The organism is Paraburkholderia sp. GAS333 (assembly GCF_050435665.1).
In the GTDB taxonomy this organism is placed as follows: domain Bacteria; phylum Pseudomonadota; class Gammaproteobacteria; order Burkholderiales; family Burkholderiaceae; genus Paraburkholderia; species Paraburkholderia fungorum_A.
The window spans coordinates 862,070-878,447 of sequence record NZ_JBNDKS010000002.1 but is presented as its reverse complement, the minus strand read 5'-3'; the positions used below and the strand labels follow the sequence as shown (position 1 = coordinate 878,447).

Genomic DNA, 16,378 nt, shown 5'->3' with positions numbered 1-16,378 from the left:
AGTGCTTCAGTGCTTCAGTGCTTTACTTCGTGCGGCCTTCCTGCAACCGGGCCAGTGCGGCGATGACACCTTCCGCATAAGCCGGGTCGGCGCGGCGGAAATGCTCGATCTGCCGCGCGACGATGTCCTGCGGCACGCCATCGATATGGCGCGCGATATTGCCGAACAGACGCTCACGTTGCGCGTCGTCGAACAGCGCGAACAGCATGCCCGGCTGCGTGTAGTAATCGTCGTCCGCGCGATGGTCGTAGCGATCCACCGTGCCTGCCGCAAGCGGCGGCTCCGACGCGTTCGCGTCCTGAGCGAAGTCGCCGAAACGGTTCGGCTCGTAATTCACGTTGCCGCCGAGATTGCCGTCCACACGCATGCCGCCGTCGCGATGGAACGAATGCGGATTGGCCACCCGCGACGCATTCACCGGGATCTGATGGTGGTTGATGCCGAGGCGATAACGCTGCGTATCGCCGTACGAGAACAGGCGGCCTTGCAACAGGCGGTCCGGCGAAAAGCCGATTCCCGGTACGACATTGGCGGGCGTGAACGCAGCCTGCTCGACATCCGCGAAATAGTTTTGCGCGTTGCGATTCAACTCGATCGTGCCGACGTCGATCAGCGGATAGTCTTTCTGCGACCACACCTTAGTGATGTCGAACGGATTGAAGCGATACGTCGCGGCATCCGCTTCCGGCATGATCTGAATCGCAAAACGCCACTTCGGAAAATTGCCCGCGTCGATGTTGCCGAGCAGATCGCGCTGCGCGCTTTCACGGTCTTGCGCGACGACCTGGGCGGCTTCGGCATCGGTGAAATTCTCGATGCCCTGCATCGACTTGAAGTGGAATTTCACCCAGAAGCGCTCGTTGCTCGCGTTGATGAACGAGTACGTGTGCGAGCCGAAACCGTGCATCTGGCGGAAATTCTGCGGAATGCCGCGATCGCTCATCAGAATCGTCACCTGATGCAGCGATTCAGGGTGACGCGACCAGAAATCCCACGCAGCGACGTTGCTGCGCATGTTGGTGTACGGGTCGCGCTTTTGCGTGTGGATGAAGTCCGGAAACTTCAGCGGATCGCGAATGAAGAACACCGGCGTGTTGTTGCCGACCACGTCCCAGTTGCCCTCTTCCGTGTAGAACTTGATCGAGAAGCCGCGCACGTCGCGCTCGGCGTCGGCTGCGCCTCGCTCACCCGCCACCGTCGAAAAGCGCATGAAAAGCGGCGTTTCCTTGCCGACTTCGGCGAACACTTTGGCTTTCGTGTAGCGCGAGATGTCGTGCGTGACCTTCAGCGTGCCGAACGCGCCCGAACCCTTCGCGTGAACGCGGCGCTCGGGAATCACTTCGCGGTCGAAATGGGCGAGCTTTTCGAGCAGCCAGACATCTTGCAGAACGACCGGACCGCGCACGCCTGCGGTCATCGAATTCTGGTTATCGGCGACGGGTGCGCCGGCGGCGTTGGTGAGCTTCTGTTCGGACATGCGGTACTCCTGCTTGATTTTTATCGAATGAGATTGGGGAGAGAGGCGCGGCACCTGATGCCGGCGTTGCCCGGGGTTGCCGTTCAGCGGCTTTACGCGGACAGAGCCCGGTCAACCAGCAAGGACATCGCGACGGTACGCACGCTCCTGATCGACGCGCTGAATCCGCGGGCGGTTGCGCGGACCGACTGAGCGGCGAGAGCCTGGATTTGCTGCGGGTTCGGTTGCGTCATGAGTTCCTCCGGTGTCTTGTGAGACTTGGGATCGGGCGATCCATGGAGGAAACTATAACAATGCTATCGAATAATCGTGTTTGATTAATTTTATCTATTCGATAGGGAGGGGCTGTTGCCTGTTTGGTGGGCAACTTTTTTCGGGCTGACTGCGCAAGGAACGTGCGGTCAGCCCGAACTATTGCCGATGGCAAGCGCTGAAGGCATTGCCAGAACAGTCACCGAATCAGTTGACGGCGACGGGCAGGTCCAGCTTCTTGACGCCCGGCAGATCGCACGCACTGATCGCGTCGCAAATCGCATCGATAGCGGGCATCCGCGTGAAGCTCTTGCGCCACGCGAGCACCACGCGGCGATCCGGCACGGGCTCGTCGAACGCGACATAGCTGAGCAGACCGGCGTCGATACCGCCTGCGTGCGGCTTCACCTCATGCACCGACATGCGCGGCAGCACGGTAATTCCAACGCCGCTCGCGACCATATGGCGAATCGTCTCGAGCGACGAACCCTCGAACGTCTTCTGGATACCGTCCGCGTTCTGCGAAAAACGCATCAGTTCAGGGCACACACCCAGCACGTGATCGCGGAAGCAGTGACCGCTTCCGAGCAGCAGCATGGTTTCCTGCTTCAGATCGTCGGCGTCGATTTTCGGGCGGTTTTCCCACGCATGACCCGACGGCAACGCGACGACAAACGGCTCGTCGTACAGCGGACGCAGCATCAACCCGGTTTCGGGAAACGGCAGCGCCATGATGGCGACGTCGATTTCGCCCTGCTTCAGCAGTTCGATCAGCTTGAGCGTGTAATTTTCCTGCAGCATCAGCGGCATCTGCGGGACGCGCTTGATCATCTGCTTGACGAGCGTGGGCAGCAGGTACGGTCCGATCGTGTAGATCACGCCAAGCCGCAACGGTCCGACCAGCGGATCTTTGCCCTGCTTCGCGATTTCCTTGATGGCCAGCGTCTGCTCCAGCACGCGCTGAGCTTGCGTGACGATCTGTTCACCGATGGGCGTGACGCTGACTTCACTGGTGCCGCGCTCGAAAATCTGCACGTTGAGTTCGTCTTCGAGCTTCTTGATCGCCACCGACAGGGTCGGCTGGCTGACGAAACACGCTTCGGCAGCCCGGCCAAAGTGCCGCTCGCGGGCAACCGCAACGATGTATTTCAATTCGGTGAGCGTCATTCGGGGACCAATCAGTGTTGTGAATTCGATAGGTTCTAGTTATACACCGATAGGGTCGGTTCGCCAACCTCTGGTTTCGGGCGCATCGGCCCGCACGCCTTGTCGTAGCAAGGCGCGCGGGCCGCTTTCATGCCTTCAGATACTGCTCGCGCGCACCGAGCCAGCGCGCCAGATGCTGGATCACCACCTCGGGATATCTTTCGAGGAGAGCCGCAGCCGCCTCGCGCGCCGGTTCGATCAGCCATTGATCGTTTTCGAGATCGGCGAAACGCAACATGGCCGCGCCCGATTGCCGCGCGCCCAGGAACTCACCGGGGCCGCGAATTTCCAGATCGCGGCGGGCGATCTCGAAGCCGTCGGTGGTTTCGCGCATGGTTTGCAGGCGTGCCCGGGCGGTCATCGACAGCGGGCCGGTGTAGAGCAGCACGCATACCGATGCCGCGCTGCCTCGCCCCACCCGTCCGCGCAACTGGTGCAACTGCGCGAGGCCGAAGCGCTCGGCATGTTCGATCACCATCAGCGATGCGTTCGGCACGTCGACGCCCACTTCGATCACCGTCGTCGCGACCAGCAACTGCACTTCATTGCGCGTGAACGCGTCCATCACGGCGGCTTTCTCGGCGGGCGCAAGGCGTCCATGCACGAGGCCGACCTTCAGTTCCGGGAGCGCCGCGACCAGCGTCTCGTAAGTCTCGACCGCGGTCTGCAACTGCAAGGTCTCGCTCTCTTCGATCAGCGGACACACCCAGTACACCTGACGCCCCGTCAGCGCGGCCTCGCGCACGCGGCTGATCACCTCTTCGCGGCGCGCGTCGGACACGAGCTTGGTCAGGATCGGCGTGCGGCCGGGCGGCAACTCGTCGATGGTCGATACGTCGAGGTCGGCGTAATAGGTCATCGCGAGCGTGCGCGGAATCGGCGTCGCGGACATCATCAGTTGATGCGGCTGGAAGTCGCGCGCGCCATCGGCGGCGTTCTGCGCCTTCGCGCGCAACGCGAGCCGCTGCGCGACGCCGAAACGGTGCTGTTCGTCGACGATCACGAGCCCGAGGCGCGCGAACTCCACCGCGTCCTGAATGATCGCGTGCGTGCCGATCACGAGTTGCGCAGTGCCAAGCGCGGCGGCTTCGATTGCGGCGCGCTTTTCTTTGGTCTTCAGGCTGCCCGCCAGCCACGCGACGCTTACGCCCAGCGGTTCCAGCCAGCCGCGCAATTTGCGCGCGTGCTGTTCGGCGAGGATTTCGGTCGGGGCCATCAGCGCGGCCTGGTAACCGGCGTCGATCGCCTGCGCGGCGGCCAGCGCGGCCACGATCGTCTTGCCGCTGCCGACGTCACCTTGCAGCAGACGCTGCATCGGATGCGGCTGCGTCAGATCGAGCGCAATTTCTCCGCCGACGCGCTCCTGCGCCTTCGTCAACGCAAACGGCAACGCCTTCAACAGACGCGCGACCAGCGCCGCTTCGTCGCCCAGCTTGCGGCGCGGCATGGCCGGCGCGGCGCGCGTGCGGCGCTCGTCATGCGCGCGCTTCAACGACATCTGCTGCGCGAGCAACTCTTCGAACTTGATGCGCACCCACGCCGGATGCGTGCCGTCGATCAACGCAGTCTCGTCGGACTGCACGCCCGGATGATGCAGCGTGCGCACGGCGTCCATCAGCGACGGCACGCCGAGCGGCTGCAGGTAAGTTCGCGCGATCGGCTCGGGCAGCAGTTCCGGCAACGACGTGCGCGACAGCGCGTTATCGATCGATTTACGCAGATACGCCTGCGTCACGCCCGCGGTGCTCGGATAGACCGGCGTCAGCGCCTGCGGCAGCGGCGTGTCTTCATCGACGACGCGCACGGCCGGGTGGACCATCTCCATGCCGAAGAAACCGCCGCGCACGTCGCCGCGCACCCGCAGCCGCGCGCCGATTGCCATCTGCTTGACCTGCGAGCCGTAGAAATTCAGGAAGCGCAGCACGAGTTCGTCGCCGGCGTCGTCGTGCAGTTTCACCAGCAACTGACGACGCGGGCGATACGCGATCTCGTTGTCGAACACCACGCCTTCGGTTTGTGAAATGCCGCCTGGCAGCAGGTGTCCGATCGGCGTCAGCGAGGTTTCGTCCTCGTAGCGCATCGGCAGATGCAGCACGAGATCGATGTCGCGGGTGAGGCCGAGCTTGGCGAGCTTGTCGACGGTTTTGACGGGAGCCTTGGCGGCGGATTTGCTGGAGGACTTCGAGGTCGAGCGGCCAGCGGAACTCCCTGCGGGCTTGTCGCCGAATTCGTTTGGCGGGACCTTGCTCGATGCTTCACCCGACGAATGGCTCGATGCATGACTCAATGCGTCATCTGACGTCTCGCCTGGGTTCGCATCCGGCTCGATATCAGGCTGGCCGTCCGCGGACGTGCCCCCGCGCCTGTGCGCCGTCAAACCGGCGGCCACCGCCACCTCAACCGCCTCACCCTTCCGTGCGACGCGGCGCTTCGGTTCGGCGCCCGGTTCATCGTTAGCGGAGGGCAATCGGCGGTCGGACAAAGGCATGGGCTGCTTCGCAAGTACAATATCGGCTGTCAAAGGGTTCGCACGCCATACAGCGCGCGGGCTCGCGGGCTGTTCAGCGTCCCGCAATCATAGCCGCCCGGCTTAGGCTTCGGCTCAATTCAGTCTCAATTCGCATCCAGTCGTTCGCATGCTTACGCTTTCCGATTTCGATTTCGATCTGCCACCCGAGCTGATCGCGCAAGTTGCGCTGCCCGAGCGCAGCGCCAGCCGTCTGCTCGAGGTGGACAACTCCGTTTCCGCCGACACCGCGCGTCTGATCGACCGCCGCTTTGCCGAGCTGCCCGAGTGCATCGCGCCCGGCGATCTGCTGGTCTTCAACGATACCAAAGTCCTGAAGGCGCGCTTCCTCGGCCAGAAGGCCAGTGGCGGCAAGGTCGAAGTGCTGGTAGAGCGCCTGACCGGCGAGCGCACCGCGCTCGCGCAGATCCGCGCGAGCAAGAGCCCGCAGCCGGGCACGACGATCCGTCTGGCCGACGCCTTCGACGTCACGCTCGGCGAGCGTGTCGAGCCGTTCTACACGCTGCATTTCCCCGACGACTGCCTGACGCTGATCGAGCAGTTCGGCCGTCTGCCGCTGCCGCCGTACATCGAGCACGATCCCGATTCGACCGACGAAACCCGCTACCAGACCGTGTTCGCGCAGAATCCGGGCGCAGTCGCGGCGCCCACGGCCGGCCTGCATTTCGACGAAGCGCTGCTCGCGAAACTCGACGCCCACGGCGTGGAACGCGCGACGCTCACGCTGCACGTCGGCGCGGGCACGTTCCAGCCGGTGCGGGTCGAGAATCTCGACGAACACAAGATGCACAGCGAGTGGTATCACCTGCCGCAGTCCCTGGCCGACAAGATCGCCGCGACCAAAGCGCGCGGCAATCGCGTGATCGCGGTGGGCACGACCTCGATGCGCGCGCTCGAAGCCGCCGCGCGCGATGCCGACGCCGCCGGCCGTCCGCTGGGCGCGGCCAGCACCGAAACCGATATTTTCATCACGCCGGGGTATAAATTCCGCGTGGTCGACCGGCTGGTGACGAATTTCCATCTGCCGAAATCGACGTTGCTGATGCTGGTTTCAGCGTTCGCGGGCGTGGAAACGATCCGCGCCGCGTATCGTCACGCGATCGAGCAGCGTTACCGCTTTTTCAGTTACGGCGACGCGATGCTGCTGACGCGCCGCGACGACTGAACGCCAACGCCGCCCGCGCGCTAACCGCGCTGTTTTTCAAGTTTTTGCAGTTCCCCAGCCGCCGCGATCCTTCCGGCGGCGTTTCAACATTTGCGCCGGACTGTTCTCCGGTAGCACAGGAGTTTTTTAGATGACCGACGGTCACATCAGCAGCACGCGCGCCGACCACGGCGCGTATCTCGGCGACCACGTGCGCCCCGAAAACGGCCTCAAATTCGAACTGCTCGGCACCGACGGCCAGGCGCGCCGCGGCCGCGTCACGCTGAATCACGGCGTGGTCGAAACGCCGATCTTCATGCCGGTCGGCACCTACGGCACGGTGAAAGCCGTCCAGCCGCGCGAGCTTCACGAGATGCACGCGCAGATCATTCTCGGCAACACATTCCACCTGTGGCTGCGCCCCGGTCTCGAAACCATCGAGGCGCACGGCGGTCTGCACCGCTTCATGGGCTGGAATAAGCCGATCCTGACCGACTCCGGCGGTTTTCAGGTGTTTTCGCTTGGCGATCTGCGCAAGATCACCGAGGATGGCGTCACGTTTGCATCGCCGATCAACGGCGACAAGCTGTTCCTGTCGCCCGAAGTGTCGATGCAGATCCAGAAAGTGCTGAACTCGGACATCGTCATGCAGTTCGACGAATGCACGCCGTACGCGACCAATAACGTGCCGACCTCGCATCAGGAAGCGGCCGATTCGATGCGCATGTCGATGCGCTGGGCGCAGCGTTCGATCGACGAGTTCAAGCGCCTCGGCAACCCGAACGCGCTGTTCGGCATCGTCCAGGGCGGCATGTTCGAAGACCTGCGCGACGAGTCGCTGGCGGGTCTCGCGGAGAAGGATTTCCACGGTCTCGCGATCGGCGGTCTGTCGGTCGGCGAGCCGAAGGAAGACATGATGCGCGTGCTGAACCACATCGGCCCGAAGCTGCCCGCCGACAAGCCGCACTACCTGATGGGCGTGGGCACGCCGGAAGACCTGGTGGCGGGCGTAGCCGCCGGCGTCGACATGTTCGACTGCGTGATGCCGACCCGCAACGCGCGCAACGGCTGGCTGTTCACCCGTTTCGGCGACATCAAGATCCGTAACGCCGTGCACAAGAATTCGCTGCGCCCGCTCGACGAACAATGCGGCTGCTACACCTGCCGCAATTTCACGCGCGGTTATCTGCATCACCTGCATCGGGTAGGGGAAATCCTGGGGGCCCAGCTGAACACGATCCACAACCTGCACTACTACCTCGAACTGATGCAGGAAATGCGCGATTCGATCGACGCAAAAATGTTCGAGCCGTTCCGCAAACGCTTCCACGAAAACCGCGCGCGAGGCGTCGAACAGGCGCCCTGACGCGGCCCGGCAGCGGATTCCACAGAAGAATCCGCTGTCGCTGCCGAAGAAAACCTTACAATTCACTTTCGTCGTCGGGCGTAAAAGGCTTTAAACGGTTGATCGCAAAGCCGATTCGCCGTCCCGACGCCTAACTGGCCGGTGGTAGAATAATCGGCTGATTTTTTTGATCGTTTGACTGATAACGGAGAGACCAACGTGTCGTTCATTTCCAATGCCTTTGCCCAAGGCACAGCAACAGGTGGCATTGAATCGAACCTGATGAGCTTTCTGCCGCTGATCCTGATGTTCGGCGTGCTGTACTTCATCATGATTCGCCCGCAAATGAAGCGCCAGAAAGAGCACCGCAACATGCTCGCAGCCATGGCCAAGGGCGACGAAGTGGTGACGAACGGCGGCATCGTGGGCAAGGTCACCAAGGTGGGTGAGGCTTACGTCGGCGTCGAAATCTCGGAAGGCACGGAAATCACCGTGCAAAAAGCGTCGGTCACGACGATTCTCCCGAAGGGCACGATCAAGTCGCTGTAAGGCCGGCTCTCTCGCGTCCGGCGCGGCCTCGCGGCGATTCACGCAAATCTGCTGAATCGCCCGCGCTCATCGCCGGACGCATCGCTTCCAAGCCAACCTTCCCGTTGGACCACTCATGAATCGTTACCCCCTCTGGAAATACGCCGTGATGCTGGTGGCTCTGGTCATCGGTCTCGTGTACACGCTGCCCAACCTGTTCGGCGAAGCGCCGGCGGTGCAGGTGTCGAGCGGCAAGGCAACGGTCAGGCTCGACTCGACCACGCTGGCTTCGGTCGAAGCCGCGCTCGCCGCCAATCAGATCAAGCCGGACGGCGTCACGTTCGACAACTCGTCGACCAACGCGAACATCCGCGTGCGTCTGCCGGACACCGACACGCAATTGCGCGTGAAGGACCTGCTGCAAAAATCGCTGAACGCCGACCCGACCGATCCGCAATATGTCGTCGCACTGAACCTGCAAAGCGCGTCGCCGAACTGGCTGACCGCGCTGCACGCTCTGCCGATGTACCTCGGTCTCGACCTGCGCGGCGGCGTCCACTTCCTGTTGCAGGTCGACATGGCAGGCGCGCTGAACAAGAAGCTCGATTCGGACGCATCGGACGTGCGCACGCTGCTGCGTGACAACAATGTCCGCGACGGCGGCGTGAATCGCGTGAACCAGTCGGTGGTGGTCAACGTGGCGGATCAGGCCACGGCGGACGCGGCGCTCAAGCTGCTCGGCCGCGGCATCAGCGAACTCCAGTGGGCGACGCAGCCGGGTCAGGACGGTGGTCTGCAACTGGTCGGCACGTTCACGCCGGCCGTGCAGCGCGCCGTGCAGGACGCCGCGCTCAAGCAGAACATCACCACGCTGCATAACCGCGTGAACGAACTCGGCGTCGCCGAGCCGGTGATCCAGCAGCAAGGCGCCGACCGCATCGTGGTCGAACTGCCGGGCGTGCAGGACACGGCGAAGGCGAAGGACATCATCGGCCGTACGGCCACGCTCGAAGCGCGCCTCGCCGATCCGAACAATCTGCATCCGAACCCGAACGACCCGGTTCCGCCGGGCGACGAACTGTTCACGCAAGGCAATCAGGCGCCCGTCATGCTGCGCAAGCAGGTGATCTTCACCGGCGACCGGATTATCGACGCGTCGGCGGGCTTCGACGAACATCAGCGTCCGTCGGTCAACATTCGCCTCGACTCGGCCGGTGGCCGTGCGGTGGCGAGCGTGTCGCGCGACAACATCGGCAAGCCGATGGCTATGGTGCTGTTCGAAAAGGGCAAGGGCGAAGTGCTGACGGTGGCGACCATCCAGTCGGAACTGGGCGACCGCTTCCAGATTACCGGCCAGCCTAACCCGCAAGCCGCCGCCGACCTCGCGCTGCTGCTGCGCGCCGGTTCGCTCGCGGCACCGATGGAAATCATCGAAGAACGCACGATCGGCCCGAGCCTCGGCGCGGACAACATCAACAAGGGCTTCCATTCGGTCGTGTGGGGCTTCGTAGCGATCGCCGTCTTCATGATCGCGTACTACATGCTGTTCGGCGTGATCTCGGTGATCGGTCTGTCGGTGAACCTCTTGCTGCTGGTCGCGGTGCTGTCGATGCTGCAGGCCACGCTCACACTGCCGGGTATCGCCGCTATCGCGCTCGCGCTCGGTATGGCGATCGACGCGAACGTGCTGATCAACGAACGGGTGCGTGAAGAACTGCGCCACGGCGCGCCGCCGCAACTGGCTATCCAGAACGGCTACGCGCATGCATGGGCAACGATTCTCGACTCGAACGTGACGACGCTGATCGCCGGCCTCGCGCTGCTCGCGTTCGGCTCCGGCCCGGTGCGCGGCTTCGCGATGGTTCACTGTATCGGCATTCTGACGTCGATGTTCTCGGCGGTGTTCTTCTCGCGTGGCCTCGTCAACCTCTGGTACGGCGGCAAGAAAAAGCTGAAGTCGCTGGCGATCGGTCAGGTATGGCGTCCGGAAACTGCACCCGCAGGCTCGAACGCTTACCTCGGTAACGACGATGCCGCCACCGACACCGCACAGGCAGTCGCCGCGGTGACCAAGGGCAAGTCGAAGGCGCAGCAAGCCATCGAGCAGGCGCGCGGCGGCAAGCCGACCGTGCGTCGCCGCAATGCGCCGGGCACGTCGGACCAGACGTCGGGTTCGACGCAAGGTTCGTCGAGCACGCCGCAGAAACCGGGTTCATCCCGCTGAGTCCCGGAGAACAAGACCATGGAATTTTTCCGTTTTCGCAAAGACATTCCGTTCATGCAGCGTGCGTTGATTTTCAACGTGATTTCGCTGCTGACGTTCCTTGCTGCTGTGTTTTTCCTCGCGCATCGCGGGCTGCATCTGTCGGTGGAATTCACCGGCGGTACGGTTGTCGAGGTGCAATATCCGGGCACAGCGCCGCTCGATCCGGTGCGCAACACGCTGGCCAAACTCGGTTACGCCGATGCTCAGGTGCAGAACTTCGGCACCTCGCGCGACGTGCTGATCCGTCTGCCGCTCAAGCAGGGCTTCACGTCCGCGCAACAGAGCGACCAGGTGATGGGCGCGCTGAAGGCCGACACGCCTGAGGTGCAGTTGCAGCGCGTCGAGTTCGTCGGCCCGCAGGTCGGCAAGGAACTGGCCACCGACGGCCTGATGGCGCTCGCCTGCGTGGTGATCGGTATCGTGATTTACCTGTCGTTCCGCTTCGAATGGAAGTACGCAGTAGCCGGCGTGATCGCCAACCTGCACGACGTGGTGATCATTCTCGGTTTCTTCGCATTCTTCCAGTGGGAATTCTCGTTGTCGGTGCTGGCTGCGGTGCTTGCCGTGCTCGGCTACTCGGTGAACGAATCGGTCGTTATTTTCGACCGGATTCGTGAGACCTTCCGTCGCGAACGCAAGATGACCGTGGCCGAAGTCATCAACCACGCGATCACCAGCACGATGTCGCGAACCATCATCACGCACGGTTGTACGCAAATGATGGTGCTGTCGATGTTCCTGTTCGGCGGTCCGACGCTGCACTACTTCGCTCTCGCGCTGACGGTCGGTATTCTGTTCGGTATCTATTCGTCGGTGTTCGTCGCTGCGGCGCTGGCCATGTGGCTCGGCGTGAAGCGCGAAGATCTGCTGAAGGACAAGAAAGACCGGGCTGATCCGAACGACCCGAATGCGGGCGCGCAAGTCTGATTTTTAGATAGACGGTGCAAAGCAGAAGGCCGGTTCGAAAGAACCGGCCTTCTGCGTTTACAGCCGCGTTTTACAGCCGCGCTTTCAAGACTCTCAAGATAACAGTCAACGGAAACCCAGCTTGCGACGGGCGGCGATCAACGCCACCAGACTCACCAGCGCCGCAAAAATCATGTAGTAACTCGGCGCGGCCTTCGATCCCGTCACACTGATCAGCCACGCGATGATAAACGGCCCGAAGCCGCCGAAAATCGTCACCGCGATGTTATAGGCGAGCGACATGCCGGTCGTGCGCGTCTGCACCGGGAACATCTCCGACAGCAGGCCCGGCAACGCGGCGAAGTAACCGGTCATCAGAAAACCGAATACGATCTGCAACGCGATCAGCGTGCCAAAGGTCGGATGCGCGACCAGATACACGAAGGCCGGATTGATCAGCACGAGCAGAAGCACTGCCGAGCCGAGCATGATCGTCGTCCGCCCGCGCCGGTCCGATAGATGCCCGACCACCGGCGAGAACACCATCTGGATCACGCCCGTCAGCGCAATCGCCGAGAACGCTACCGACGGCGCCAGCCCCAGTTGCTTCACGCCATAAGTCGGCATGAACAGCACGAGATAGGTCGATACGGTCCCCAGCACCACCACGCCGATCGCAATCAGGAGCCGCAGCTTCTGGCTCGCAAAGGTATCGCGCAGCGGCGTGTCAGTCGTTTCCGCCGCGAGAAACTCGGGCGTTTCGTCGAGCTTCGTGCGAATGTACCAGGCGACCGGCCCGATCAGCAGACCAAAAAAGAACGGCACGCGCCAGCCCCAGGTGGTCATCTGTTCCGGCGACAACTGGCCGGTGAGCAACACGCCGAAGCCCGCCGCCAGCAACGTGGTCAGCCCCTGGCTCGCCACCTGCCAGCTCGCGAAGAAGCCGCGCCGCCCCGGCACGTGTTCCGCGAGAAAGGCGGTCGCGCTGCCGAATTCGCCGCCCGCCGAGAAGCCCTGCATCAAACGCGCAATCACGAGGATCACCGGCGCCGCAAGGCCAATGCTCTTATAGGTCGGCAAGATGGCGATGATCAGCGTGCCGCTCATCATCAGCAGGATCGACAGTGTGAGCGCAGCTTTGCGTCCGGCGCGATCGGCGTACGCGCCAATCACGATCGCCCCGAGCGGCCGCATGAAGAACGACACGCCGAAGGTGCCGAGCGTCAGCAGCAGCGAGACCGTGTCGTTGCCGGCCGGAAAAAACAGCTTCGAGATGATCACTGCGAAGAAGCCGTACACCACCAGGTCGAACCATTCCAGCGCATTGCCGATCGACGCGGCGACTACTGCCCGCCATGAATTCTGTCGGCTCCCCGCGATGCTTGTTGCTGTCGTTGCGTTCATCGAGATCTCCAGTTTGCGCGCCATATTTTTGATGCGGGCCTTTCCTCTGATAACCCGACTTTGTCCGAACCGGATACGCGCATAACCGGCTCGGCTTCAGCGCTCTATTTAACTTGAAAATTAATCCAATGCGAGTGGCAAATTGAAAGCACTGCCGCATACGGCTTTAATTTGCGTATCAGGCCGCACAGGCAATAAAAAACCGCTTCATCGCGAATGCGGATGAAGCGGTTTTGTGTTGCGGCGCAATGCGCTGCGCTATTCGATAACGGTATTAAAAGCCGTCATGCAGAAGCAGAAAAGAAGCGCTTACTGCTTGATTCCTTCAGTCTGGATATGCAGCTTCGTTTCCATGCTGAAACCGTATTTCACGCCGAAATCCATGCCGAAATCGGCGCGATTGAATTGCGCGCTTGCTTCCACGCCGCACACTTCACGCTTGAGCATCGGATGCTGCATGCACTTGAACGATTCGATCTTCAGATTCACCGGCTTCGTCACGCCGCGAATCGTCAGATTACCGATCACTTCGACCGGCTTGTCGCCATCGAACTTGATATCGGTGCCCTTGTAAGTCACCGACGGATATTTGGCGACGTCGAAGAACGCATCCGTCTTCAGATGCTCATCGAGTTTGGCATTGCCTGTGTCGACCGAAGCGGGATCGACGGTCACATCCACGGTGCCGGTTTTGGCTGCGCGGTCGAGCGTCACCGTGCCGGAGCTTTTCGTGAACTTGCCGCGCCACACCGACAGGCCGCCGAAGTGATCCGCCTCGAAACTCGGATACGTGTGGGTCGGGTCGAGCTGGTAAGTGTCGGCGGCAAACGCGCCGAGCGACAACGAAGAAGCCAGCGCGCCAACCGCGATCAACAGGGATGTCTTCAATTCATGCTCCTGGGTATCTGTAAAAAAGCCTCGCCGAACCGCGCGGCGAGTGTCACGACTTCACGAACGTCACTTGCTTGAAACGATATGAAACTTGATCACCACATCGTCGGCGACCACCGACGTGTCTTTCCACTCGCCCGTACCGATATCGAATTGCAAACGCCTGATCGGCAATGAACCGTCGAAGGTTTGCGTGCCGCCCTGCTGCGTCACCGTGACCGGCACGGTCACCGTCTGCGATTTGCCCTTGATGGTCAGCTTGCCCGTCACCTTGAACTGGTTGCCGCCCGCCGCCGCAATCGCGCTCGACACGAACGTCGCGCTCGGGAAAGTCTTCGCGTCGAACCAGTCCTTGCCGCGCACCTGGTCGTTGTAGCTTTCGTCGCCGAGATCGTAGCTGCCCACGTCGATGGTCAACTGCGCGCTGCCGTCGGCGGGCTTCGCCGGATCGAACTTGATCTGCGCGGTGAATTTCTTGAACTTGCCTTCCACTGGCACGTTCATCTGCTTCGAGGTCGCCGTCACGGAACTCTTCGCGACATCGACCTGAGCCAGCGCGCTGCCGGCTGCGGTCAGCGAGGCCGCGGCGAACGCGGCGAGCATATAGCGATAAAACGAGACCTTCATGGGGATCCTTTTACTTGAGGAAAGGGAGCATGCGCGACAGCAGGCCGTCGCGATCCAGCCATTGATGCTTGAGCGCCGCCAGCACATGCAGCGCGACCAGCACGAGCAACGTGTAATTCAGCGTGATATGAACGGTTTTCAGCAATTCCTTGAGATGCGGGTCCGGCGCGATCAGGCGCGGCAGCGGAATCAGCCCGAGGTAGACCACCGGCACATTGGCCGCCGAGCTATACAGGTAACCCGACGCGGGAATCGCGACCATCAGCACATACAACAGCAGATGCACGAGATGCGCGGCGCCGCGCTGCCACATGGGCATGCGGCGCGGCATCGGCGGGGCGGTGTGAGTCGCGCGCCACAGAATGCGCAGGATCGCGAGCGCGAAGACGGTCACGCCGATCCATTTATGCCAGGAAAAGTAGCGCAGCTTGGTGGGCGTGAAGCCGGGGATGTCGGTCATCACCCAGCCGAGCGCGAAGCCGCAGACGATCAGCAGCGCGATCAGCCAGTGAAATGCAATGGCCGTGCGCGTGTACGACTCCCTGCCGCCAAATGAAGGATTGAGTGCCATGACTGATCAACGCAAGCTAAGAGAGGTTAACGACGCAACTTGCCCTGCTATTCCCTGGTTTCCAACGTCGATGCACGAGGCATCGGCGGCTCGGAAGGGGGCATAGGTCTGCTGCGGCGCGCTGCGGTACACGTCAAGGGCGCCATGCTACCGCAAGCGCAAAAAGCTGGCTGCACTCTGATGGAGACGGGCTGGTCCGAATTTTGCAAAGGGAGCAGGCGGCGGCTGAACAATTAGGGACGGAGGTTGTCAGAGCCATGTCGTCCGGTGCTTGCGCACGGTATAAGATCCGTTCGTCCGCGCGCGGAGCGAGGCCCGGTGCGGCCTGGAAGCCGCGTTTGGTACTATTGCTCCACACTTTCGTCCGACCCGTATAAAAACCGGCCTTGCACGCTTCTCCTCACGTCGTTTGCCCTTCTGCCGTATGGAACATGACAACCTGATCGCGTGCCATGAGTGCGATACGCTGTTCCGCAAGCCACGGCTTGTGGGGCGCGTGTCCGCGCGCTGTCCGCGCTGCGGAGCGACGCTCTATCGCGGCGTGGCGCGCAAGCTCGACGCCATCTGCGCGATGACGCTGGCCGCGCTGATCACCTTTCTGATCGCCCAGGGCTTCCCGATCGTCGAACTCGAAACCAACGGCATCACCTCGCAAACCACCTTGTTCGGCGCGCTGATCGCGCTGTGGGACGAGGACATGCAGATCGTCGCCGTGATGGTGTTCTGCTCGACCATCCTCTTCCCGCTCACCGAACTGCTTGCACTGCTTTACGTGCTGATCCCGCTGCGCGCGGGTTATGTGCCGCCCGCGTTCAACCGGGTGCTGCGCGCGATCCAGTTCGTGCGGCCGTGGGGAATGATCGAAGTGTTCATGCTCGGCGTGCTGATCACCATCGTGAAGATGATCAGCCTCGCGCGCGTGATCCCGGAAGCGGCGCTGTTCGCGTTCGGGGTGCTGACGCTGATGTTCGCGGTGGTCGTCACGTTCGATCCGCGCGTGCTGTGGGATCTCGCCGACGAACTCGGCGATCGCAGTCAGCGGCCATTGCCGCGCACTTCGGCGGATAGCGCGGCGGTCGCCGTCAGCTCGGTCGCCGGGCCGCCTGCACCGAATGATCTGCCGCACGATCATCTGCCGCACGATCTGCCGCCGACGACGCAAACCGCCGCTCAGCCGAACGCGAAACCCGCTGCTCCGGGCGGCGTGCCGCCCGCACCCCATCAGGGATGACAT

General features: G+C 62.3%; 14 protein-coding genes. 6 read left to right on the top strand and 8 right to left on the bottom strand.

Translation table 11 applies throughout. The features are described from left to right. Positions 1-22: 22 nt before the first annotated feature. From ABH945_RS13140 to recG, 4 genes are all read right to left on the bottom strand, one after another. Positions 23-1,477, bottom strand: a complete 1,455-nt coding sequence (locus tag ABH945_RS13140; protein WP_429250773.1) for a catalase — start codon at positions 1,475-1,477, stop codon at positions 23-25. Between the two features lie 92 nt (positions 1,478-1,569). After that, positions 1,570-1,710, bottom strand: a complete 141-nt coding sequence (locus tag ABH945_RS13135; RefSeq protein WP_429250772.1) for a hypothetical protein — start codon at positions 1,708-1,710, stop codon at positions 1,570-1,572. Between the two features lie 226 nt (positions 1,711-1,936). Beyond that, on the bottom strand, positions 1,937-2,896 hold the full coding sequence (locus ABH945_RS13130; RefSeq protein ID WP_074763072.1) for a LysR substrate-binding domain-containing protein: 960 nt from the start codon (positions 2,894-2,896) through the stop codon (positions 1,937-1,939). Positions 2,897-3,023: 127 nt separating this feature from the next. Beyond that, on the bottom strand, positions 3,024-5,423 hold the full coding sequence (recG, locus tag ABH945_RS13125) for an ATP-dependent DNA helicase RecG (protein WP_429250771.1): 2,400 nt from the start codon (positions 5,421-5,423) through the stop codon (positions 3,024-3,026). Between the two features lie 148 nt (positions 5,424-5,571). On the opposite strand from recG, the gene queA reads away from it, so the two are divergent. The 5 genes from queA to secF all read left to right on the top strand — a co-directional run bounded on the left by queA (position 5,572) and on the right by secF (position 11,672). After that, positions 5,572-6,627, top strand: coding sequence for a tRNA preQ1(34) S-adenosylmethionine ribosyltransferase-isomerase QueA (gene queA / locus ABH945_RS13120; protein WP_074763070.1), 1,056 nt, complete (start codon positions 5,572-5,574; stop codon positions 6,625-6,627). A 130-nt stretch (positions 6,628-6,757) separates the two neighbouring features. Next, positions 6,758-7,972, top strand: a complete 1,215-nt coding sequence (tgt, locus tag ABH945_RS13115) for a tRNA guanosine(34) transglycosylase Tgt (protein WP_074763069.1) — start codon at positions 6,758-6,760, stop codon at positions 7,970-7,972. A 198-nt stretch (positions 7,973-8,170) separates the two neighbouring features. Beyond that, positions 8,171-8,500, top strand: a complete 330-nt coding sequence (yajC, locus tag ABH945_RS13110) for a preprotein translocase subunit YajC (RefSeq protein ID WP_007179286.1) — start codon at positions 8,171-8,173, stop codon at positions 8,498-8,500. Between the two features lie 115 nt (positions 8,501-8,615). Next, positions 8,616-10,703 carry a protein translocase subunit SecD gene (secD, locus tag ABH945_RS13105; protein ID WP_074763068.1) on the top strand — a complete coding sequence of 696 codons (2,088 nt, stop codon included), beginning with the start codon at positions 8,616-8,618 and terminating at the stop codon, positions 10,701-10,703. A gap of 18 nt (positions 10,704-10,721) precedes the next feature. Next, positions 10,722-11,672 (top strand): protein translocase subunit SecF, encoded by a 951-nt coding sequence (secF, locus tag ABH945_RS13100; protein WP_074763067.1) that lies wholly within the window; start codon positions 10,722-10,724, stop codon positions 11,670-11,672. A gap of 105 nt (positions 11,673-11,777) precedes the next feature. Here secF and ABH945_RS13095 read toward each other — a convergent pair whose 3' ends face one another. From ABH945_RS13095 to ABH945_RS13080, 4 genes are all read right to left on the bottom strand, one after another. Further along, positions 11,778-13,055 (bottom strand): MFS transporter, encoded by a 1,278-nt coding sequence (locus tag ABH945_RS13095; RefSeq protein ID WP_429250770.1) that lies wholly within the window; start codon positions 13,053-13,055, stop codon positions 11,778-11,780. Between the two features lie 309 nt (positions 13,056-13,364). Next, positions 13,365-13,931 (bottom strand): YceI family protein, encoded by a 567-nt coding sequence (locus ABH945_RS13090; RefSeq protein WP_429251091.1) that lies wholly within the window; start codon positions 13,929-13,931, stop codon positions 13,365-13,367. A gap of 81 nt (positions 13,932-14,012) precedes the next feature. Next, the gene (locus tag ABH945_RS13085) at positions 14,013-14,573 is read right to left on the bottom strand and encodes a YceI family protein (RefSeq protein WP_429250769.1); all 561 of its coding nucleotides are present in this window, start codon (positions 14,571-14,573) and stop codon (positions 14,013-14,015) included. A 10-nt stretch (positions 14,574-14,583) separates the two neighbouring features. After that, the gene (locus ABH945_RS13080; RefSeq protein ID WP_074763065.1) at positions 14,584-15,144 is read right to left on the bottom strand and encodes a cytochrome b; all 561 of its coding nucleotides are present in this window, start codon (positions 15,142-15,144) and stop codon (positions 14,584-14,586) included. 424 nt (positions 15,145-15,568) lie between these two features. Between ABH945_RS13080 and ABH945_RS13075 the strand changes: the two genes are divergently transcribed. After that, entirely contained in the window at positions 15,569-16,375 is an 807-nt protein-coding gene (locus tag ABH945_RS13075) for a paraquat-inducible protein A (protein ID WP_429250768.1), read from the top strand. Positions 16,376-16,378: the final 3 nt, after the last annotated feature.

Bases quoted from the DNA above. Each gene is read 5' to 3' on its own strand.
- ABH945_RS13140 (WP_429250773.1), bottom strand. From the start codon at position 1,477: ATGTCCGAACAGAAGCTCACCAACGCCGCCGGCGCACCCGTCGCCGAT.
- ABH945_RS13135 (WP_429250772.1), bottom strand. From the start codon at position 1,710: ATGACGCAACCGAACCCGCAGCAAATCCAGGCTCTCGCCGCTCAGTCG.
- ABH945_RS13130 (WP_074763072.1), bottom strand. From the start codon at position 2,896: ATGACGCTCACCGAATTGAAATACATCGTTGCGGTTGCCCGCGAGCGG.
- recG (WP_429250771.1), bottom strand. From the start codon at position 5,423: ATGCCTTTGTCCGACCGCCGATTGCCCTCCGCTAACGATGAACCGGGC.
- queA (WP_074763070.1), top strand. From the start codon at position 5,572: ATGCTTACGCTTTCCGATTTCGATTTCGATCTGCCACCCGAGCTGATC.
- tgt (WP_074763069.1), top strand. From the start codon at position 6,758: ATGACCGACGGTCACATCAGCAGCACGCGCGCCGACCACGGCGCGTAT.
- secD (WP_074763068.1), top strand. From the start codon at position 8,616: ATGAATCGTTACCCCCTCTGGAAATACGCCGTGATGCTGGTGGCTCTG.
- secF (WP_074763067.1), top strand. From the start codon at position 10,722: ATGGAATTTTTCCGTTTTCGCAAAGACATTCCGTTCATGCAGCGTGCG.
- ABH945_RS13095 (WP_429250770.1), bottom strand. From the start codon at position 13,055: ATGAACGCAACGACAGCAACAAGCATCGCGGGGAGCCGACAGAATTCA.
- ABH945_RS13085 (WP_429250769.1), bottom strand. From the start codon at position 14,573: ATGAAGGTCTCGTTTTATCGCTATATGCTCGCCGCGTTCGCCGCGGCC.
- ABH945_RS13080 (WP_074763065.1), bottom strand. From the start codon at position 15,144: ATGGCACTCAATCCTTCATTTGGCGGCAGGGAGTCGTACACGCGCACG.
- ABH945_RS13075 (WP_429250768.1), top strand. From the start codon at position 15,569: ATGGAACATGACAACCTGATCGCGTGCCATGAGTGCGATACGCTGTTC.